The following is a 21,263-nucleotide window of genomic DNA, read 5'->3' on the forward strand; positions in this document are numbered from 1 at the left end:
AGAAATTTTTTGCCTGACGCTCCGGATAGAGTTGCTTCATTCCAACGTAATACGCTACACTACACCATATTAAATGAAAAAGGAGCGTATCATAAATAAAGATTGTTATTTTAGGTGACACCCATATTCCAAAAAGAGCGAAACATTTTCCGGAAAGACTCTTAGCCGAACTGAAAACAGCTGATGCTATTATTCATACGGGGGATTTTCAAACGATAGATGTCTACAATGACCTGCGTGTGTTTGCTCCTGTACACGCTGTAATTGGAAATGTAGACAGTGAAGAGCTTCAGGAAGTACTTCCATCTTCATTACTTCTTCCGTTTGGCGACGTTACGATTGGCGTAGTCCACGGTCATGGCAAAGGAAAAACGACTGAAAAACGTGCACTTTTGGCATTTGAACATGAACAAGTAGACGCAGTGATTTTTGGTCATTCTCACATTCCTACTCATAAACAAATTGGTGATATTACGTTGTTTAATCCAGGTTCCGCTACTGACAAACGGCGGGAAAAGCAATTTTCGTTTGGACTTCTGTACATACAAAAAAACACGCTGCGTTTTGAACATGTTTTTTACGATTCTAAAGACTAAAACAAGAGAGGACTCTTGTTTTAGTCTTTTTACGTTGTATGGTCTAAATGAGCAATATACTCGTGAAGCTTATTTTCTTCGTAATCATTTAAGTCATGCATCGGAATAACCTGCTGAGTTTGAGGATCCGTTCCTCTTACTTCTACAATTTTTACTCCTTCTTTATAGATATTAAAAATATCTTTTTCTTCCCCGCGCTTAACCTTTTCTGTTTCAAACATTGAAAAAGACTTGCTGTTTTTACTTTCTTCCATTAAAATCACCTACTTTTTTTATCGTACTCTTATCTTTTCACTCCCATTGTTAATTATGTATACACTCGATGACTAAAGGAATATGAAGTCTTGCCGATAGAAAGAAGGTGCACGATCACTTTTAACTACGGAGAGAGAGGCTACATAGCATGGAGAGAGTAAGAAAAAAAAGGTCCCTTAATAACTTTAAGATAAAGCTGGGGCTAGCATTTGCAGCGATCTTATTAGTGCCATCTGTTACGATAGGTGTATCAGCTTACATAACAGCGAAACATGAAATTGAAAACCAAATTATTAACACAGCACAGCAAAATGTACAGTCTATTAATTCAGTGATTGACGATACCATTGGACCAAAAATTCATGATGTAGAGTTTTTTGCATCAGTGGTAAACAACGAGCGCTACAATGAAAAAGATATGGCTACTTTAAGCAAAGATTTTAACTTATATGCTTCGCTTCATCCAGAAGCCGTCAGCATTTTTACAGGAAATCAGCAGGGGAAGTTTATTCAATCGCCTAAAAAAGTGCTACAAGCAGGCTATGATCCCAGAAAACGAGATTGGTACAAGCTAGCCATGCAAAACAAAGGAAAAACAGTTGTCACTGAACCTTATCCATCAGCCTCTACAGGTCAGACCGTTATTACTGTAGCGAAAACATCGGCGGATGGCACAGGGGTTATTGCTTTAAATTTAGATATAAGCCGCATCAATAAAGCTGTCAGCAAAGTAAAGATCGGAGAAAAAGGATATCCATTTCTTTTAGATGGAGAAAGAAAATATATTGTTCACCCTACGGAAAAAGCAGGTACAAAAGCGACAGATTCTCTTTTTGACAAGCTTTATGCCAAGAGCTCTGGGTCTTTTGAATATACCTTTAACGGGGATGAAAAAAAGATGGTCTTTACGACAAATAAAACAACAAACTGGAAAGTTGCAGGCACTATGTATTCATCAGAAGTTAGTGAAGCTGCACAGCCTATCTTTTACAAAACACTATTTATTATTGTAACTTGTCTGATAATAGGGAGTCTTACCATTTTTGTGGTATTGCAATCAATTATTAAACCGCTCAAACAGCTTAAGAATCAGGCTCTGAGCGTTAGTGAAGGAGATCTGACAACAGCGATTACCGTCAATTCAAAGGATGAAATCGGCGAGTTAGGGTATGCTTTTAGTCAGATGCAAAACAATCTTCGCACATTAATTCAAAATGTTGAAATGAGTGCAGAACAAGTGGCTGCTTCATCAGAAGAGCTAACGGCCAGCTCACAGCAAACGAGCGCTGCGACTGAACAAGTATCAGTTGCGATACAAGAAGTGGCTTCTAGCGCGGAAAAACAAACGGCTGTTATTGACCAAAATGCAGCTTCTTTAGATGAGATTGTACAAGGAGTTTCTACTATTGCTCAGCGTACAGAAGCTGTTTCTCAGCTATCAAATCACACAACGTCTGAAGCTGTAGAAGGCGGAAAAGCCGTGAGAGAAACGGTAGAACAAATGGAATCCATTTCTCAATCCGTCGAGCTGTCTAATACAACGATTCGTACTTTGTTTCAACGTTCAAAAGAAGTTGGAACCATTTTAGAAGTAATCAGCGGTATTGCTGCTCAAACAAATTTACTAGCCTTAAATGCTGCAATCGAAGCGGCACGAGCTGGAGAACATGGAAAAGGGTTTTCCGTTGTAGCAGCAGAAGTAAGAAAGCTGGCAGAACAATCACAAGTGTCCGCGTCTCAAATTTCTGAGCTTATTCAAGCTATTCAACAAGATACTCAGGAATCTGTACATACAATGGAGCAAGTTACAAACAAAGTTGAAGAAGGACGAACAATTTCACAAACGGCTATTCAAAAATTCGAACAAATTCTAAGCAGTATGAATGAAACGACTCCGCAAGTAGAAGAAGTGGCTGCGACTGCTCAGCAAATTGCAGCAGCGGTTGAAGAAGTGGCTCGTACAGCAGGTGAAATGGCGATCCTTGCTAAAGGAAATGCAGCTACATCTGAAGAAGTGGCCGCATCAACTGAAGAACAGCTGGCTTCAATGGAGGAAATTGCCGTTTCCGCACAATCTCTGTCTCAAATGGCAGAACAATTAACAGCGCTCATCAGCAAATTTAATTTGTAAACTTTCGTCAAATCGTCATAGACCTCTTTTATATTGGAAAAAGTAGAACATACACACATGAAAGAGGTGACAGTATGATGGAGCAAACAAAAATGACCTTTGAGCCAGCTTCAATTAACGATGATATGCATGCGAAGCTTAAACAGCTAGAAGAGCAGTTTCAACAAACATTAGGAAAAAGAGTAGCTTTAGTTGCATACGAAGCTGAAAAATAAAGAGACAAAAAAAGAAAAGACACTAGGTCTTTTCTTTTTTTATTTCAATAAGGTTAACATACATTAAATTACAAGTTTTCTTCATTTTTAGTGTAAAATTACACTATATTAGTGTTATTTCACTTTTTTATATGGTATAATTTCACAGAAATAAAGAAAGGAGCTTACAGTTTGTGATGAAGAAAAACGTGTTGTTAGGAACTTTTTTATCTTTTTATCTAGTAGGTTCATATGCCTCCTATCATATTTATAAACAGCAGCAAAGCCGTCCTGTAACGAAAGATGTTGCTCGGCTTCTTCCTACAAAAGTCAAAGAAATAAAGCATGGAACAACTGAAAAACAGCTGAAAGATTGGGTGAAAACCGCTTCACAGCATCATGAAAAAATAGCGATTGCAGGCATGCAGCACAGTCAAGGAGGGCAGACTTACTATCCGAATGCTATTTTACTTGATATGAAGCAGTACAATAAAATTATAGATTACAAGCCCCGTCAAAAAGAAATTACGGTTCAAAGCGGGACAACGTGGAATGATATTCAGCAATATATACATAAAGACGGTCTTGCTCTTCAGGTTATGCAATCACAAAATATTTTTACCGTTGGAGGTTCTATTAGCGTGAACGTACACGGCAGAGATATTCGATACGGTTCTTTAATGGATACGGTAAAATCTATGCGTCTTTTGCAGGCCGACGGATCTATTATCGAAATTAGCCGGACAAAACACCCTGAGCTGTTTTCTTTAGTAAACGGAGGCTACGGGTTATTTGGAGTCATTTTAGATGTGACGCTTCGTTTGACGGACGATGAATGGTACGAAGATGAAATTATCCGCTTAGATTATAGACAGTATACAGCGTATTTTAAAAACTACGTACAGCATAACCCAGACGTTCGTATGCATATGGCGCGTATTTCTATTTCTCCTAATCAATTGCTAACAGATATGTACGTCACAAACTATCGCTTATCTTCTCAAAATACTTCTACTGTAAACGAACCGCTCAAAACAGAAAAAATAGTGGCGCTTCCTAAATTTATGCTAGGGCTATCTCGTTACAGTGACTGGGGAAAAGATATGCTGTGGGAAACGCAAAAGGCTTATTTCTTAAGACAAAATGGCCGGCTTGAAACAAGAAATAACGTTATGCGTTCTGAAAGTGATTTTATGGAATACGAAAGTGTTAGCCGGACGGAAGTTTTACAGGAATACTTCGTTCCGGTTGATGAATTTGCTTCTTACATCGATGATTTACGCGAAGTGTTAGCAACAGAGAAATTAAATTTACTGAACATTACTGTTCGCTATGTAGAAAAAGACAATAAAGCCGTCATGTCTTATGCAAAAGACGACATGTTTGCTCTCGTTTTCCTTATTAACCAGAAAAAAGATCATCAAGGCATGGCTGATACACAAAGAGTTGTCAGAAAAATGGTGGATGTAACGCTGCAGCATCAGGGAAGCTATTACTTGTCTTACTACGGCTACCCAAGCAAGAAGCAATTAGAAGAGGCTTACCCTCATACAACCGCCTTTTTTAATTTAAAAAGAAAATATGATCCAAAGGAAACGTTCGTTAATTTATTTTATAAGGAGTATGGAAAATGACGTACAAACAACTCTTACACTCACAAAGCCTGATGATTACCGCAAGCAGTATTGTTTTTCCTTTTTACCTGTTACTGCTTCGAAATCTTGGCGATAGTTATTCACAATTTGGCTTAGCTTACGGAATTTTCGCTTTAACCGCAGCTTTGAGTCACCCTTTAATCGGTTCATGGAGTGACAGAGTAGGAGAAAAGCGCTTGCTCATTTTATATACGTTTGGGATGGCTGTTGTTATGCTTGTGATTCCCGTTCTATCAACTATTACGCAGGTGTATATCATTCAAGTTATAATGGGGCTACTTGGAGCTCTTCAAAAAACAGCAGAAAAAATAGCGTTATCTAGGCAGACAGATCGTGCTCATACGGGAAAACAAGTAGGACACTATCATTTATGGACCTCTATATGGGCAGCTTTAGCCGTAATTGCAACAGGGTATATCATTGATTTCCTTACAATCGGCAGCCTTTTTTACATCACTTCGTTTATGTATGTAGCGGCAGGGGTATTAATATGGCAAAAACCAAAAACAATCGAGCTTGAACGCCACCATTCGCTGTAAAAGCATATATGGACAGGTCACTTGAATTTTTTAGTTCGTATTATAAGATACTATAAAAAATTTATGTTCTCCCGATATAAGTACTGAAAGGAGAAACGTTTATGCAAGGTATAAGTATATCAGGGCAAGATGCATGGTCTTCTATTATAGTATCGTTCGCTATTTTCATCATTATATGGGGTCTGATTCCAGGCTTAACTATAAAGTATGTATGTAAAAGTCAAACACTAGGTATAGCAAGCTTTTTCGTTGGCATTGCCTATGGAGTTAAAGCAGGTCATTTCATTATTTAAATACGATTTGGTGTAGGTAAGGAAGCTTGGACCGCTATTAGCTAAGTGGGAATCCCTTTTGTTTCCTGTTATTTTTTTAGAGCAATTCTCCATAATAACAGTTAAAGAGGTGAATCCAATGACAGATAACAATGTTGGGTTTGGAGTTAGCGGAGGCGAAGAGACGAGAAAAAAATCTACTGTTTCTAGTGAAGCTCCTATATCTAATGATGTAAAACAAAATCAGAAACAAGATAACTACGAAAAGCTTAGCCACCAACTAAATTCATTATCTGATGATGAATTTAGAGCAGATCGTGATGAAGATTAAGGGTTTCCTATCAAAAAAGAATATTTAAATTAAATAAAGTATTATGAAAGTAAACTAATTGGATTCCATGACTTTAACGTGATAGCATTAAATACTGGTACAAACATACCACTTGACTATTTTGACATGCTATTTTGTCAAAATTCTTAGTTATTTCTTTGATAACTGAGAATCCATTTGTAACCTTTAAGTAGAGATATAAAGGTAATCCTTCACTTTAATAAGTGAAGGATTTTTTTTATCATTTCGTAATGGTTTTGCGATTGTTTGGATTAACAGGGATAAAACATTTACATTGTATACAATGTAAATGTCGTCATGTATAATGTAACTTGTTCTTAGTTGAAAACTTGAATGAGCAGGGTAGACATACTCGAGATAAGCGGAGGCATACACCAGTGTCTAAGAAAATACATGATTTTAATGATATTATCCGAAAGCTGCGCAAAAAACTTTTTGGAAAAGGTCCAGAACGAATTCATACTGTATTTGTTCAAAATATGGCTATTTCAACTTTGTACGGCAACTTAACGCCAGCTGAACAATTTATCGCGAGAACAACCGAAGGTAAAGAGACGGTACATATGGCAAGAACAAAGCTTATTCAAAACCTTTATGCTTCATCTCCTCCAGAGGGGCTTGAAGACTTGTTAGGAGCTAAGCTGGAGTACTTATTTTCTGATATCAAAGTAGAAGAAGATATCGCTGTTTCTGTGTTTGTGTTTGAAACCAATATTCAGTAGAACAACGCAAAATACATAATTTAATTAAATGAAAGAAAGAGGAGTAGGATCTGCTTGTTTTTTATTTGATTTTATTATAGATAATGATGACTGATATACTGTAAAGAAAGTGCAGGATTATTAGGCAGCATTCAAAAACCTTATGTAAAAGGTTTTTTTGAGTGCTGCCTTTTTTAGTTAAGGAGGAGTTTTATGGCATTTCACAAGCCGGATAAAATGTTACACATCGCTTTAGAAGCGGGGATTTCAAAAACGAAGCTGTCCCTTTCTTCCATTCTCATGCTTGGGTTTTTAGGAGGCGCGTTTATTGCGCTTGGTTTTTTACTAGATGTACGCGTCATTGGTAATTTACCAGCCGAATGGGGAAGTTTATCAAATCTTTTAGGAGGCGCCGTCTTTCCTGTAGGTCTTATGCTGGTAGTACTTGGGGGAGCAGAGCTCATTACGGGGAATTTAAAGGAGAGTGAAAAAATTGAAGTTCATGTTTGCTGTTTTATTAATTATATTTGGCAGCATTTTAGTTGGATTGACCAGTAACAGTCTAGGCGCGACAGGTAATAACATCATGCATTTAGCTGGAATTGGGTGCCTTATAGCAGCTATTTTTATAGTAAAAGGAAAAAAAGATACTAAACGCCGTACAAAAAGGGAATGCGATGTTTAATCACGCATTCTTTTTTGATGTAAGCAGTTCTAGGCCTTTGTCGTCCACTTTTTCTTACGATTATTATAAAATAGAAAGTAACAGCGATACATACAGCAGTAAGGTGGTATTCAATAATGAAACAATCTAACAAAACGATCGGTATTGCAGCGCATGTCGATGCAGGAAAGACAACGTTTTCCGAACAGCTTCTTTATCATACCAAAAGTATTAAACAGCGAGGAAGAGTTGACCACAAAGACTCCTTTCTTGATACCCATACGATTGAAAAAGAACGAGGAATTACGGTATTTGCCGATCAAGGAACTTTTTCATATAACGGTTCTACTTACTATTTAATTGATACGCCGGGCCACGTCGATTTCTCACCTGAAATGGAACGTTCTATTCAAGTAATGGACTATGCGATTGTTATCTTAAGTGCAGTAGAAGGAGTCGAAGGCCATACAGAAACCGTTTGGCAGCTGCTTCAAAAACATCGTGTGCCCGTATTCTTTTTCATCAATAAAATCGATCGTGTAGGAGCAGATCCTGAACGTGTTATAAACGATATTAAACATAACTTAACCCCCGATGTTTTTGACATAACGTCAGAGCTTATAGATGGCTCGTTAAGTGAGGAACTTATTGAATTTATAGCTGAAAAAGATGAAGAGCTTCTAGATGCATTTATGGAAGGCAAGAATGATCAAGCTTATTGGAGAGCCGCTATGCAAAAGCTTATTCAAACCAATCAGCTTTTCCCGTCTGCGAGTGGTTCAGCTTTACAAGATATCGGCATTGAAAGTTTTTTAGAGAATCTCGATTTGCTAACAGAAACTCGCTACGCGAAGGAAGAAGCATTTTCAGGTCGTGTATATAAAATTCGGCACGATGAAAACGGCATGCGCATCACGTTTATCAAAGCTCTAAGCGGGACAATGCAGGTGCGTGATGAAGTGGCTTATGAAAAAAACGGAGAGCTATACGAAGAAAAAATCACTCAAATTCGTGCTTATAACGGACGTACATTTAAAAACGTAAATGAAGGTTCATCCGGCGAACTTTTTGCCGTTACAGGGTTGTCTTCAGCATCGATTGGAGACGGTCTTGGAACATTAAAAGAAAGCCGCTCCTACGAACTTTTGCCTACGTTAAAATCAAAAGTTGTTTTTGAGCCTTCTGTTCATCCAAAAGAAGGAATTAAACTTTTTCAATTATTAGATGCTGAAGACCCTTCTTTACATGTGACGTGGGAAGAAAGGACTCAAGAGCTTCATATTCATGTGATGGGAGCAATTCAGCTAGAAGTCCTCGAAAAACTGATAAAAGAACGTTTTAATATAAACGTACAGTTTGAAGAACCAGAAATTTTGTACAAAGAATCCATTCAAAATACAGTGATGGGCTACGGGCATTTTGAACCGTTAAAACACTATGCAGAAGTTCATTTGAAAATAGAAGCAGCGGAACGAAACAGCGGAATTACTTTTGAAAATGCTTGTCACGCCGACGATTTATCCGTGGGGTATCAAAATCTAGTCCGTCAGCATATATTTGAAAAGCCGCATCATGGTTTGCTGACAGGTTCACCTATTACTGATATAAAAGTGACATTATGTACTGGACGAGCTCACAACAAGCATACAAGCGGAGGAGATTTTAGAGAAGCAACGTACCGTGCACTGCGACAAGGGTTAGAAAAAGCAGAAAATATTGTGCTAGAACCGTATTATGATTTCAAAATTAAAGTGGATATTGATCAAATGGGGAGGGTATTAGCGGATGTTCAAAGTGCAAACGGTCGCTTTGATTCTCCTATAACAACCGAAAATAAAGCGATTATTACAGGTAAAGTTCCTGTTGCTACTTTTATGAACTACGGTTCGACGCTAGCATCTTTTACGCATGGAAAAGGAGCGATGTCTCTATTATTCGGAGGGTATGAACGCTGTCATAATGAAGAAGAAGTTATTGAACAAATCCGCTACAATAAAGAGGCGGATCCCCAATACAGCTCATCCTCCGTCTTTTGCGCAAAAGGACAGGGCTATACGGTTCCTTGGAAAGAAGCAGAAGAAAAAATGCACTGTTTATAAAAAGCACTGTAGCGATGGCTACAGTGCTTTTTTCGTAGTAATCTTTCAACAGCTGTTTTCTCCATACCTTTACAATAAAAACCACATTATAGTATAGTTTACTTATATTTCTAAAAACGAGGTGACAGAAACGTGGATGCTACTGTTAAAACAACTAAAAGCGGGATAATAGGAGGGATTCTTGGAGGGATTTCACTTTTATACGTCATTATTAATACTTTATTGATCCTTAACTTTTTTACAGGACTTATTGCGGCTGAAAAGCTTCAAGGACTGCCTATTATCGCACCTATCTTTTTAGTTCCGCTCATGATTGTTCCTGCAATTATTGGGTTTTTTATAAAAAAAGACAAGCTCTGTCTATGGGCAATTATTTTAAATATCATCTTGTTTCTTGTACCAATTGGCTACCATGTCATCGGTACATTAGTATTCGGCCCTTAATTACAAAACGAACAAACTTCAATATAAAGTTTGTTCGTTTTTTTATATCACATAACCACTATTGAGCCGGAGCAGTAGCTGTACTGCTATTTTCGTCTTTCACCATCATCCTTACGCCTTGTACAACCGCAATTCCTTCCCACTTATCAAGATCAGGTTCAAGAAATTCTAAAGCAAACGTGTGGGGACGTAATGACAGAAAAGAAGAGAGTGTGCGGACTTGAATAATAGGAACGCCGGAACACAAAACGTCGAATTTACGATCTGTTATATTCCCCGTAATTTCATATGTATCGCCATCGTTTCTGATATAAAGGTACTTCTTTTTAAAAAAAGTGAATTTCCGCTGAATCATGCCAACTTCATTTCCGTGGTGATCTGAAATGATCAGCTTTGGCATAAGGGCAAACATTTTAGATTTACCTGTAAATACGATCTCTTCGTCCTTTAAAATCTCAAATTTATTAGCAATAGATAACTTATATGCGACATTTCCAATAACGTCTTGTGATTCATTATAAATAGGAGATTCGCCTAACTCGAAAAACTTGTCTTGTAAGATAATCCCTTGTTTCTCCATTTAAAAACCTCCTTTTACAATATATTACCATATTTTACACCTTTTGAGTTTGGTAAGACCATTTTCATGGGTATTATTAAATAAAGTTTGTCCTTACGTGCTACGGATAATGAAAAGAATGAAAATAGGTTTCAAAGCTCATAATGTGTAAAGGAGACCTGCTTGTTACAACACCATGTGGAACGTAAAGCAATTTGTTAGATATACATAAGGAGATGATACTTTATGCCTCAATGGCATCCGCATCGTGAACAAAAAAATTTACCTGATGAATTTCCTGTTAATCCGCTTTTTTCTCGACAAGGAGAAGTGACGATTCCAAGGCTGCGTATCGGTGATCAAGGTATGCTTCCAGAAACAGCTTATCAAATCATTCATGATGAAATTGCTTTAGACGGAAATGCCCGTTTAAATTTAGCTACGTTTGTTACTACTTGGATGGAACCTGATGCAAAGCGTTTGTACGGAGAGTCTTTTGATAAAAATATGATTGATAAAGACGAGTATCCGCAGACAGCGGCTATTGAAGAGAGATGCGTACGTATTTTAGCGGATTTGTGGAATTCACCTAATCCTGATACAACGATGGGCGTTTCTACTACAGGTTCATCTGAAGCTTGTATGCTTGGTGGACTAGCGTTAAAAAGACGCTGGCAAAAACTGCGTAAAAGCAAAGGTCTATCAACAGAACGGCCGAACATTGTATTTAGTTCATCCGTTCAAGTGGTGTGGGAGAAGTTCGCAAACTATTGGGACGTAGAGCCTCGTTATGTGAACATTAATGCAGATCATCCCTATTTAGATCCAGAAGGCGTCATTAATGCGGTTGACGAAAATACAATTGGTGTCGTACCGATTCTTGGAGTGACGTATACAGGAGTTTACGAACCAATTGCTGCTATCGCAAAAGCATTAGATGAGTTACAGGAAAAAACAGGGTTGGATATTCCTATTCATGTAGATGCTGCTTCTGGAGGTTTTATCGCTCCATTTCTTCAACCAGACCTTATCTGGGATTTCCGCTTGCCGCGAGTAAAGTCTATTAACGTGTCAGGACACAAGTATGGTTTAGTTTACCCTGGTTTAGGGTGGGTGATTTGGAGAGAAAAAGAAGACTTGCCTGAAGATCTTATTTTTCGCGTTTCTTATTTAGGGGGCAACATGCCAACTTTTGCGCTCAACTTTTCTAGACCAGGAGCACAAGTTCTTTTACAGTACTACAATTTCTTGCGTTTAGGTAAAGACGGCTATTATGCTGTGCAAAAAACCTCCCAAGAAAACGCGCTGTTTCTCAGCAAAGAAATTGGAGAAATGGAAGCATTCGAAATTATCGCGGATGGTTCAGATATCCCCGTTCTTGCTTGGAAACTAAAAGAAGGATATACACCAAACTGGACGCTTTATGATTTGTCTAGACAACTGCGTACGTACGGATGGCAAGTTCCTGCTTATCCGCTGCCTGCAGACATGGAAGAAATAACAATCATGCGCATTGTTGTTAGAAATGGATTTTCAAGAGACCTTGCTCATTTATTTATGGTTAATTTCAAACAAGCCGTTGAATTTCTTAACTCGTTGGATAGACCTGTTCTTAAAGACACGAAATACGACAATGGATTTCATCACTAACATCTGTTACGAAAACACAAAGCCGTGTTATGAAAAATTGCATGGCTTTGTGTTTTTTATGCATAAAAAGATAATCTTTTCAAAAAAATACCATGAATTAAACAAGAAAATATTCTTATATTTTCTTAATTTTGGTATAATAACCCCTAAGGTTTTATAGTTCTTTAGAATTATATAAAACCTAAAAAAAGATAAAAAAGGGGATAATAGTCTATGAAAATGTTGAAAGTTGCTTTTGGTATTCCATTATTAGCTATATTGCTAGCAGCCTGTAGTGATAAATCCAGTGAAACGGTATCGCAAAAGGAAGAGCCTACAGAGAAATCAACAGCGGTTCATACGAAAGAAAATGGCAATAAAACGACTGTAAAAGAATCATCGCCGAATACATTACAAACAAAAGCATCAACAATTAAAAAAGCAGTTAATTCTAAAGAAGCTGATCGTGATTACTTATTAAATGTAATGAATGGTTATCAGTATATCCAAGTAGGTGACAATCAGTATATTTACTATGGCATTAATCAAGAGCAAAATGTTTTTTGTATGATGGAAGTTAATTTTGACGCCAGTGGTGATTATGTAGAAAACATCAATTTTGTTGATAATGCTTCAGAAGAACAAATTGCTTTGCTTCAAAATCAAATACAAGAACAACAAAAGCAATTATCAGACCTTGAACAGCAGCAAATGGAAAAAGAATTAGATGATTACTATGCGCAGCTAGAAGAAGACCGACAAAAAGAAGAAGAGGCGCAGGCTAAAGCTTCTGCAGAAGCTGAAGCTCAGGCAGAAGCAGATCGTAAAGTGGAGGAAGAACGTTTAGCGGAAGAAGAGAAGAAACAGCAGGAGGAAGAGGAAGCTCAGGCAAAAGCGGACGAGGAAGAAGCTCAGGTTGACTCAGAAGATGAGGCCCAAATGGACTCGGAATCAGAACCAGAGCAAGAAGAAGATACAGAAGCCCTTGAGGAAGAGGAAACAGCGGAACAAACAGTTTCCAAAGAGCAAGCTATCCAGCTAGTTCGTGATCAGCAAGGCATATCTGAAGATTCACCTCTCCTTGTAGCATATGATCACCTTGACGACTCAGGAAACTATATTATCCATGTTTATGAAAATGTTGTAGATAATGAAGAAACAGGAGAGGAACATACAGCTACACAGGGTTGGTATCAAGTAAGTCCTAGTGATGGGTCAATTACTGATGTTACGGTAGATGGTTACTAATAGAAGAAACAGGGGTTATTAAAAGAAGCATTTCTAAAAGGGGGTTGCATAGTAAAAGCCTACTTAACTAAGTAGGCTTTTTTAGAACCACATTTTTTTACACGTATTTTTACGATGAATGTCATATATTTGGCTGATGCCGTGTTTATCAAATTTATCAAGTAGCTTATCAGTTCCACGCTTCATTTTATAGTTCATTTCACTTTCAAGAGTCGTAGAACAAGGGATGCGAAGCTTAAAGCTTATATTCAAGGTGCTAAGAAATATAATTTTCTTATAATATGGGAATATGACTTCTAGGGGTTTTCCATAAAAATATTACAACAGGTTTATGTATAAAGGGCTTCAAATTGAGTTAAGCTCTGCATTTACAATCAGTTACCACTTTGGTCCAGTAGGTATTTCTTCAAGCATCATCATATGCTTTACTTTTGTCTTAGCATGTTTAACTTCTTTTTCAACCTTTTCCAGAGTGTCAATCTTTTTAGTAAATGTATCAAAATAGGACTCCATCTCCTGTTGAAAGGCATCTTTTGCATTACCGGATTTCCAAGTAGTTAGTTCTTCTACTTTGTTTTTTACTAGTAGTTGTTCGGCGCGTAGGTTGGAAATGAAAGAGTCTAACTTTGTACTTAACGTATCCAAATCCTCTAATTCTCTTTTATATTTTTCTAATTTCTTTTCGTCTATCATTTTAAAACATCAGCCTCCACAAATGATGCCGCTGCAGCATTCAAGTTATTTGTCATTCGAGAGGTATCCTCAGCAAACCAACTACTAAGATTGTGTGCTTGTCCAATTACTTCGTTCACGACACCTTCAGATATTTGAATACCATCTAACATTGTTGCATCCCGTTTAAAGGAAGAACAAAGCTCTTTAACACGTGACACATATCCTTCAAGCTCACTCGCTAAATTAATTAAGTGTTCCGGCATAACATTGATTGTTGCCATTTCTCCAGAAGTATATCTAGGGGACTGTGCTAAAGACTGACCAGTTAGAACGTTGGTAAGAATAGGGTTGTCTAAATTGCCTACACTATCAAATTTGAAGTGCTTCATAGCATGATAACCTTCTCCAGCTAGTGAACCCCATGCTCTTGAAACAGGATTGTATCTGTTTTTTGAGTTCGCAAGATCAAAAGAAGAACCGATGTAATATGCGGAACCAATGTATCTTTTATAAGGGTTAACAGCTCCAGAACTTATAGAGTCCTTAGGGTGAATGTAATTTACGATTTGTTTATCAAATTCTCCCTTAACTGCTTTCTCCTTTAAATCTTCAGGAAGCAGGTTGATAACACTTGGTCCGTTAAACGTAACAGCTTCTACATTATTTTTAGCAGCTGCATAAGATGCAACGGAACCAGCCAAAGAGTGTCCTGTTAACTTAATATTGTGATCAGGATATTCTTTCTTTACATCTTGAACAAGTTTATCTCCTTGTCGGAATTGATTCTTCTCGTGGAAATCAACAGACAATTCACCATTGTCATATTCAATATTTAACCCCAGACGATCAACTGTCTTACCCCGAACAATATATGTATAATCTGTTTTAACGTCTGGCCATGCGCGTCCTTGTTTAACATTCTCTATTGAGTTTGCTTCAGTGCCACGATAGGCAATAACAATATTCTTTTCGTTTTTGACAACTAATGCATCAAAACCAGTATCCACATCATGTATTTTGAATTTTTTATTATGAATTACCGTCCATTTTTCCTTACCATCTTCATAGTTAATAGTATAGGATTTCCTCGGCTTAATATCATAGGCAAAGCCGCTTAGTTCCCTATAGGTTCTATCCCTTATATCTGTAATCATAATTGAAGCCTCTTTCCCTATTAGTGTATAATTCTATTATATAAGAATTTCCAAGAATTTGGAGAGATATGGATGATTAAAAAGAAATTGTTTGGTATTATTTTTATAATTGGAACTTTATTAATAGCAGGATGTGGCAGGGAGGACGACAAAGATATGAAAGAGATAGAGGAAACTGCTTCACATGTAGCTTCGGAATACATGAAAGTAGAAGAGAAGATGGATTTTATTGTTACTAGTGTAGATTTTTTCGATGGTCAAGGGGTAACAACTGTAGCTGTTAATGGACATGAAAAGGGGAAGAAGAAAGAACTAGCAGTTATCATTGATTATGGTGATGATTATAGAGTACAGGGAACAGCGGAGAATTAAATAAAAAAAGCAAAACTCCCGGTAGTTACGTATACCTGGGAGTTTTGCTTGTGAAATATATTATCAATAGTAGCTACGATTATTCTAACTGTGCAGTTTAGATTAGGACATTATGTAATGACTTAGCATTGACTTCGTCAAACAGTGTATCTAGATGGTAGAGAAATATACAAAAATCTTAAAGTTTGTTTTCCGCTTTCTTATAATATAAGGGGTGACTAGCTTTGAAGATTGTAGAGACGACTATTTTTACCATCGAACCTGATGATAATTGTTTAAATATCATTAATGCAGATTACAAAGATGAATATGGACTGGTCTTAGTTCAAAAACGCCATAATAAATTCGAACTGTCTGTAAACGGTACTACACTTTATCCACGTTTAAAAATAAACTATCCTTTTGTCAGATGGATTGATCATAAGCATTTTTTGATAATGAATCCCAGAACCAAGGGAGAAAAGCACAATTTGTTTATTATGAATATTGAGGGAGAAGTCATGCGGTCATTCTATTGTGGTAAAGCTGTACAAGACATAGCTGTTAGTAAAGAAGGAATATGGTGCAGCTATTTTGACGAAGGCGTTTTTGGTGAAGGGATATCGACAGAAGGGTTAGTATTATTTGATCATACAGGTTTACCAACTTTTCAATATCACTCTTATTTACCAGATGCTCCGTCCATTGAAGATTGTTATGCAATTTGCAGAGGTGAAAATACAACACTTTGGTTATATCCATATACAGATTTTGAGTTAATTCAAGTAAATCCCGAGAAAAATTCCTTCATTGTATATCAAACTCCTGAAACGTTACATGGATCACAAGCTATAAGTATTAGAGGAAAATATAGTTATTTTTACAGCCCATACAACAAGGGGGGAACTTTATACAGTTGGAAACCAGGAGAGAGCAGTGTTAAAAAAATAGGTAAGTTAAGCGGAACCCTTAGAGGGCTAGATGCAAGGCAAAATGCTCATTTTATAGGGATTGAGGAAAAGAACATAAAAGTTTACACCATCTTGAACCCGAAAGAGTATTAAAACATAAATAAAGTATTTTAAATTATATAAATCAAAGAGGTAATGTATTGTATGAAAAATTGGTTCAAAAAATATTCTAACAATAAAAAAATTGAGGATAATACACCTTGGCAATTAGATAATGTTTACAAAAGAAATAAAGAATCTCCTTATACATTTTACAAGCCAAGCAAAGCGGTGACGGATAAATTAAAAGCGGGAGACCTAGTGAAGTTAATTTTCTTTAGTGATTCAGATCAAGCTGGTTACAAAGGAGAAAGAATGTGGGTGGAAATTACGGATAGAAACAAAGAGAACTTTGTTGGAAAGCTTGATAATGAACCTTATCATTTAAAGAGCTTAAAACTTGGTCAAACCCTGCATTTCGATACTGAACATATTTGTGATACTGAATATGAAGACGATGATGCTGCAAAGATGGACTATTACTTTGATACCCTCGTAACAGTTAGCAATGATGTTTTAGAAAGAAACGAGTTTAATTTTTTGTTAAAAGATAAACCAAACGAACCGAATGATTCAGGATGGGTTATCTTTAGCGGACACGAAGAAGATGAGTTCAACAGTAATCCAGATAATTTTCAAATTGTAGCTCTAGGAGTCGTTTTAAATGTTGATGACTCAATTTTAGCTTTTATAAATGAATCACCGCTATGTGCTTACGAAAGAAGTGAGTTTGGGCAATTTGATAAAATTCATGACTACGATTGGGAAACATACCTTAGTGAGTGAAGCCTTGAAACTAGTAACTTGAAAAGTTTGTATGACAAGCGGATGGAGGGTAAGAAGTTGTTCTTTTTCCTTTTTTTTCGCTTCTACATTAGATCAACTACTATCACACTGATTCATAGCTACTTTAAACTTGGGATGCAAAATTGTAAAGTTCTAGGATAAATCATAAGGCATTACTTAATTACATATAAAATGATACGTACTGGCGTACTCAGGCGATTGTGATTAAGCGAGCGGTCATTTTAACCATTTCTAAGATATAATCTATAGCTTGTACATATTTCAAACTCATTTGACTTTAAAAGCATACTTCAGTCGATTTTTAAGAGTTCTGTTTACAGCCCCAAATTAAAATCATGAGAGCAAAATCAGCTAAACCTACACACTTTAAAGAAAAAGCAAAAGGTGATAGACATTCCAACGTTCTAAGAGCAAGGGAGACTCTAACGATTTTATTTCTTTTTCTAGTTTACATAATATATATTCTAGGAACCAATAGATAAAATACGAATTCTGTCTCATTATAAAAGTATACTTATGATAGTGAGACAGAATTTAAAAATGAGATAGGGTTTGCGTTTATATGATTAAACTCACTAAACTACTTATCATCAAGATTTGTTCAATTAGAACAAATCTTGATATGATTTTATAGAATGCATATTGATTTCACCAGATTGTTTCTGGGTTTAATCAGTTCGACTTATATTTTATAGATTTTGAAAAATGAATGAGTTTATTTGTAGGATTTAGATTTTACACTCATTTATTTTTTTCTCATCGTATTCTCAATGAACTCTTTGCAAAACGATGAAATCTGTTTGTGTTTGATATCTTAAGGATTTATTTGCTACTGAACGTATATTTTTCATTCAGTACATATGTTTGCATTAAATGGATTTTTATTCATTGTCAAAAGTAAAAACCTCGTATTTTCTGCAATAAAATACATCAGTTAGTATTTTTATTCTATAAAATTCTGTATTAAAATCACAACAAACCCCTTTCCTATCAGCTTTTTAGTGATTTTAGTTGTAGTTTCCTTTTTCATCGGGTATAATATTAAATAAATAGATGACGGTATAAATTGGATGTCATTATCCAGTTTTAAAGGAGCGATACTCATGAACATTACAATTTATTATGGAAATCATGAAGATAAAACAATTCATACAATGGATTGTCACGTAGATATCGATTTAGATGACGAAGATATGGTAGCTTTAACAGAAGCTCGTTAATGAATATATAAAAGGCTGTGGATGCTTTTCATCTGCAGCCTTTTATTTTTTTGCTCTCCCCCTTCTTCTTTAACTTCTACTAACCGCTACGTTTTACAAATCTTAGTTACTTTTATTATAAAATTTCAAATTCTCCGTTAACTTCTCTTTACTTTTCGACACATTTTTTGTATCATTAAATAAGAACGTATGTTCGTTTTATTTTTATCGTATTGATGATCACAAGGAGTGTTTTTGAATGACGGTACGAAAAAGAAAAAGAAAGAAGCTCCCTCCTACCCTATCTAACACTGGCTTTATTGGAGCAACGTTTGCTGATACAGATGAATTAGCACGCAATGAATATCACTTTCCTCGTAAGCAAATGAAAATTACCCATCATGTCTTAGATGCCTTGCTTCAAGGGGCAACGCACTTATTTCAACAGCATAAAGTTGAAGCCGCTATCTCATGCGTGTATTTACCTAAATACAAAAAGATTGGTTTGGTTCTTTCTAAGCAGCCTTTTGGTCACGATGAAGGCATTGGATACTTTATTAATTATTTAAAAGAAATCGGACATATTGAGTGGGATGAAAAGACGAAAGACTACGAAATACATAATACGAGTTTTATCGGCGTGGTATTTGCAGACCTAGAAAAAATTGCTAAGTTCACTTTTGATTTTGAGCTGGAATTGCTGTCAAAGTTCGTCAAAGACTTAATTATTCCCGCTAAAGAGCTGTTCTTGCAGCATAATGTAAAAGCGTATCTCTCAGGCGTTGAAAATGAAGATCAGCATAAAGTAGGGTTTGTTTTATCCATCAAGCCTTATGATGAACGTAAGGAAGCAGACTTATATTTTGTGGAGTATTTAAAAGAACGTGGTTTATACGAAGAGGACGAGTCTGAAGAAGAGCTAGTACCTATTCATACAAAATGGAGCTTATTTAAATAACATACGTTATACCCGCTGTCTTAATAAGATAAGCGGGTCTTTTTTTGCTTTTTTACTAAAACCTAAAACAAATTAGTAGCAAGTACTAATAGTTAGTAATATAATAATAATAATGATAAAAAATCATTGATATCTATAATATAAGGAGTCGTTTTTATGATTCAACTAAAAGATTTAGTTCCAAGTGAACATTACAACTTAACAGAGGAAATTGAAAAACATGCATCGGATCAGCTTGCGCTAAAGTGGCAGGACGCTGACGGTGTGCGTGAGGAAATTACATATAACGAACTTTTAGCAAAAGCAAATAAGGTGGCAAACGGGTTAACGGAGCTAGGATTAACAAAAGGCGATCATGTTTTGGTTATTGCACCTCGCCTTATTGAATCGTATGCTATTTACTTAGCATGCTTAAAAGCAGGTATTATTGTAATTCCTTCTTCAGAACTATTACGCGCAAAAGATATCCTATATCGTTTACATCACGCTGAAGCAAAAGCGATTATTTCTTACCATCCTTTCTGCAATGAGATCGATAAGATTGAAAACTTCCCTACTTCTCTACAACATAAAATTACGTTTGGTGCTGATGTTACGTCATGGACGCGCTTAGAGTCACTTACGGCGGATGCATCAGAACAGTTCCAAGCAGCTAAAACAACTAAGGATGATACGGCATTCCTTCCTTATACATCTGGTACAACAGGACAGCCAAAAGGCGTTGTTCATACTCATGGATGGGCTTATGCTCACCTTCGTATCGCTGCTGCTGAATGGCTAGATATTAAAAAAGGCGATACTGTCTGGGCAACAGCAGGTCCTGGTTGGCAAAAATGGATTTGGACTCCGTTTTTATCTGTACTTGGACAAGGTGCAACAGGCGTTATCTATAACGGACGTTTTGAACCTAAAAAGTTTTTAGAAATTTTACAGGATGAAAAAGTCAACGTACTGTGCTGCACGCCAACAGAGTACCGCTTTATGGCTAAAATTGATGAGCTTGAACGCTTTGACCTGTCTCACCTTCATAGTGCTGTATCTGCCGGTGAACCGCTAAATGAAGAAGTCATTAATGTGTTTAAAAAATATTTTAATATCCAAGTACGTGATGGATACGGTCAAACGGAGAATACTCTTTTAATCGGTACATTAAAAGGTGTAAAAACAAAGATTGGTTCAATGGGTAAACCGATGCTTGAAGGATTTGTAGAAATCATTAATGAAGACGGCGAACCTTGTGAGCCTGGAGAAGTTGGAGACATTGCCGTTCGTAGAGACCTCCCTTCTCTTTTCAAACATTATTATAAAGATATAGAGCGCACTGAGAAAACGTATAAAGGAAACTACTATTTAACAGGTGACCGCGCTTCTAAAGATGAAGAGAACTATTACTGGTTCCAAGGACGCGGAGATGATATCATTATCAGTTCCGGCTATACAATTGGGCCATTTGAAGTTGAAGATGCATTAATTAAGCATCCAGCGGTGAAAGAATGTGCCGTTATAGCTAGCCCGGATGCTGATCGCGGCCATGTTGTAAAAGCATATGTTGTTCTTGTCGATCATGTAAAAACAACAGACGCAGGGTTTATTAAAGAGCTTCAAAATCACGTAAAGACTTTAACTGCACCTTACAAGTATCCTCGCGTAATTGAATTTATTGATGAATTGCCAAAAACTAATTCAGGTAAAATTCGACGTGTGGAGCTTCGTGAACGCGAGCAACAAAAAGCATAATAAATAAAAAAAGACGTATCTGTTAGGATACGTC

21 protein-coding genes and 1 pseudogene are annotated in these 21,263 nt (G+C 36.6%); 18 read left to right on the plus strand and 4 right to left on the minus strand.

What is annotated here, in order from left to right; all coding sequences use genetic code 11:
- Positions 1-95 precede the first annotated feature (95 nt).
- Positions 96-596 (plus strand): metallophosphoesterase family protein, encoded by a 501-nt coding sequence (locus AC2YJL_RS11885; protein WP_251568367.1) that lies wholly within the window; start codon positions 96-98, stop codon positions 594-596.
- A 29-nt stretch (positions 597-625) separates the two neighbouring features.
- On the opposite strand, the gene AC2YJL_RS11890 is transcribed toward AC2YJL_RS11885, so the two are convergent.
- Positions 626-850: a hypothetical protein gene (locus AC2YJL_RS11890; protein ID WP_251568166.1), complete on the minus strand. Its 225-nt coding sequence runs from the start codon at positions 848-850 to the stop codon at positions 626-628.
- 149 nt (positions 851-999) lie between these two features.
- Here AC2YJL_RS11890 and AC2YJL_RS11895 point away from each other — a divergent pair, with 149 nt between their 5' ends.
- The 10 genes and pseudogenes from AC2YJL_RS11895 (at position 1,000) to AC2YJL_RS11940 (ending at position 9,902) form a co-directional block, all read left to right on the plus strand.
- Positions 1,000-2,982 (plus strand): methyl-accepting chemotaxis protein, encoded by a 1,983-nt coding sequence (locus AC2YJL_RS11895; protein WP_251568165.1) that lies wholly within the window; start codon positions 1,000-1,002, stop codon positions 2,980-2,982.
- A gap of 74 nt (positions 2,983-3,056) precedes the next feature.
- Entirely contained in the window at positions 3,057-3,197 is a 141-nt protein-coding gene (locus AC2YJL_RS11900; protein WP_016764236.1) for a hypothetical protein, read from the plus strand.
- Positions 3,198-3,373: 176 nt separating this feature from the next.
- Entirely contained in the window at positions 3,374-4,810 is a 1,437-nt protein-coding gene (locus AC2YJL_RS11905; protein ID WP_251568365.1) for an FAD-binding oxidoreductase, read from the plus strand.
- Positions 4,807-5,370: an MFS transporter gene (locus AC2YJL_RS11910; RefSeq protein ID WP_116516163.1), complete on the plus strand. Its 564-nt coding sequence runs from the start codon at positions 4,807-4,809 to the stop codon at positions 5,368-5,370. The genes AC2YJL_RS11905 and AC2YJL_RS11910 overlap by 4 nt, the downstream gene beginning before the upstream one ends.
- 101 nt (positions 5,371-5,471) lie before the next feature.
- Positions 5,472-5,663 carry a hypothetical protein gene (locus tag AC2YJL_RS11915; RefSeq protein ID WP_195696969.1) on the plus strand — a complete coding sequence of 64 codons (192 nt, stop codon included), beginning with the start codon at positions 5,472-5,474 and terminating at the stop codon, positions 5,661-5,663.
- 118 nt (positions 5,664-5,781) lie between these two features.
- On the plus strand, positions 5,782-5,973 hold the full coding sequence (locus AC2YJL_RS11920) for a hypothetical protein (protein ID WP_195696970.1): 192 nt from the start codon (positions 5,782-5,784) through the stop codon (positions 5,971-5,973).
- A gap of 398 nt (positions 5,974-6,371) precedes the next feature.
- A complete protein-coding gene (locus AC2YJL_RS11925; protein ID WP_013057171.1) occupies positions 6,372-6,716 on the plus strand; it encodes a Na-translocating system protein MpsC family protein in 345 nt (114 codons plus the stop codon).
- Positions 6,717-6,908: 192 nt separating this feature from the next.
- Positions 6,909-7,172: pseudogene (locus tag AC2YJL_RS11930) on the plus strand (formate/nitrite transporter family protein); the annotation flags it as partial.
- Between the two features lie 324 nt (positions 7,173-7,496).
- Positions 7,497-9,458, plus strand: coding sequence for a GTP-binding protein (locus tag AC2YJL_RS11935; protein WP_487374768.1), 1,962 nt, complete (start codon positions 7,497-7,499; stop codon positions 9,456-9,458).
- 132 nt (positions 9,459-9,590) lie between these two features.
- Positions 9,591-9,902 (plus strand): hypothetical protein, encoded by a 312-nt coding sequence (locus tag AC2YJL_RS11940; RefSeq protein ID WP_057236456.1) that lies wholly within the window; start codon positions 9,591-9,593, stop codon positions 9,900-9,902.
- A gap of 58 nt (positions 9,903-9,960) precedes the next feature.
- Here the strand turns inward: AC2YJL_RS11940 and AC2YJL_RS11945 are convergent, their stop codons facing one another.
- Positions 9,961-10,482: an LURP-one-related family protein gene (locus tag AC2YJL_RS11945; RefSeq protein WP_251568163.1), complete on the minus strand. Its 522-nt coding sequence runs from the start codon at positions 10,480-10,482 to the stop codon at positions 9,961-9,963.
- Positions 10,483-10,707: 225 nt separating this feature from the next.
- Between AC2YJL_RS11945 and gad the strand changes: the two genes are divergently transcribed.
- Positions 10,708-12,111: a glutamate decarboxylase gene (gad, locus tag AC2YJL_RS11950; RefSeq protein ID WP_251568162.1), complete on the plus strand. Its 1,404-nt coding sequence runs from the start codon at positions 10,708-10,710 to the stop codon at positions 12,109-12,111.
- A gap of 213 nt (positions 12,112-12,324) precedes the next feature.
- Complete coding sequence (locus AC2YJL_RS11955; protein WP_251568161.1) at positions 12,325-13,338, plus strand: hypothetical protein; 1,014 nt, start codon at positions 12,325-12,327, stop codon at positions 13,336-13,338.
- Between the two features lie 378 nt (positions 13,339-13,716).
- Here the strand turns inward: AC2YJL_RS11955 and AC2YJL_RS11960 are convergent, their stop codons facing one another.
- Together AC2YJL_RS11960 and AC2YJL_RS11965 are read right to left on the minus strand one after the other, a co-directional pair.
- A complete protein-coding gene (locus AC2YJL_RS11960; RefSeq protein ID WP_487374769.1) occupies positions 13,717-14,031 on the minus strand; it encodes a WXG100 family type VII secretion target in 315 nt (104 codons plus the stop codon).
- Positions 14,028-15,167 carry a lipase family protein gene (locus tag AC2YJL_RS11965; protein WP_251568157.1) on the minus strand — a complete coding sequence of 380 codons (1,140 nt, stop codon included), beginning with the start codon at positions 15,165-15,167 and terminating at the stop codon, positions 14,028-14,030. The genes AC2YJL_RS11960 and AC2YJL_RS11965 overlap by 4 nt, the downstream gene beginning before the upstream one ends.
- Before the next feature lie 72 nt (positions 15,168-15,239).
- Between AC2YJL_RS11965 and AC2YJL_RS11970 the strand changes: the two genes are divergently transcribed.
- From AC2YJL_RS11970 to mbcS, 5 genes are all read left to right on the plus strand, one after another.
- The gene (locus tag AC2YJL_RS11970) at positions 15,240-15,539 is read left to right on the plus strand and encodes a hypothetical protein (RefSeq protein ID WP_074897354.1); all 300 of its coding nucleotides are present in this window, start codon (positions 15,240-15,242) and stop codon (positions 15,537-15,539) included.
- A 224-nt stretch (positions 15,540-15,763) separates the two neighbouring features.
- Positions 15,764-16,582, plus strand: coding sequence for a TetR family transcriptional regulator (locus tag AC2YJL_RS11975; RefSeq protein ID WP_251568155.1), 819 nt, complete (start codon positions 15,764-15,766; stop codon positions 16,580-16,582).
- Between the two features lie 51 nt (positions 16,583-16,633).
- On the plus strand, positions 16,634-17,314 hold the full coding sequence (locus AC2YJL_RS11980) for an immunity protein Imm33 domain-containing protein (RefSeq protein ID WP_251568153.1): 681 nt from the start codon (positions 16,634-16,636) through the stop codon (positions 17,312-17,314).
- A 1,479-nt stretch (positions 17,315-18,793) separates the two neighbouring features.
- Positions 18,794-19,492 (plus strand): hypothetical protein, encoded by a 699-nt coding sequence (locus tag AC2YJL_RS11985; protein WP_230932660.1) that lies wholly within the window; start codon positions 18,794-18,796, stop codon positions 19,490-19,492.
- Positions 19,493-19,648: 156 nt separating this feature from the next.
- Entirely contained in the window at positions 19,649-21,229 is a 1,581-nt protein-coding gene (mbcS, locus tag AC2YJL_RS11990) for an acyl-CoA synthetase MbcS (protein WP_195696984.1), read from the plus strand.
- Positions 21,230-21,263 lie beyond the last annotated feature (34 nt).

Source organism: Priestia sp. SRI_019, assembly GCF_057586255.1.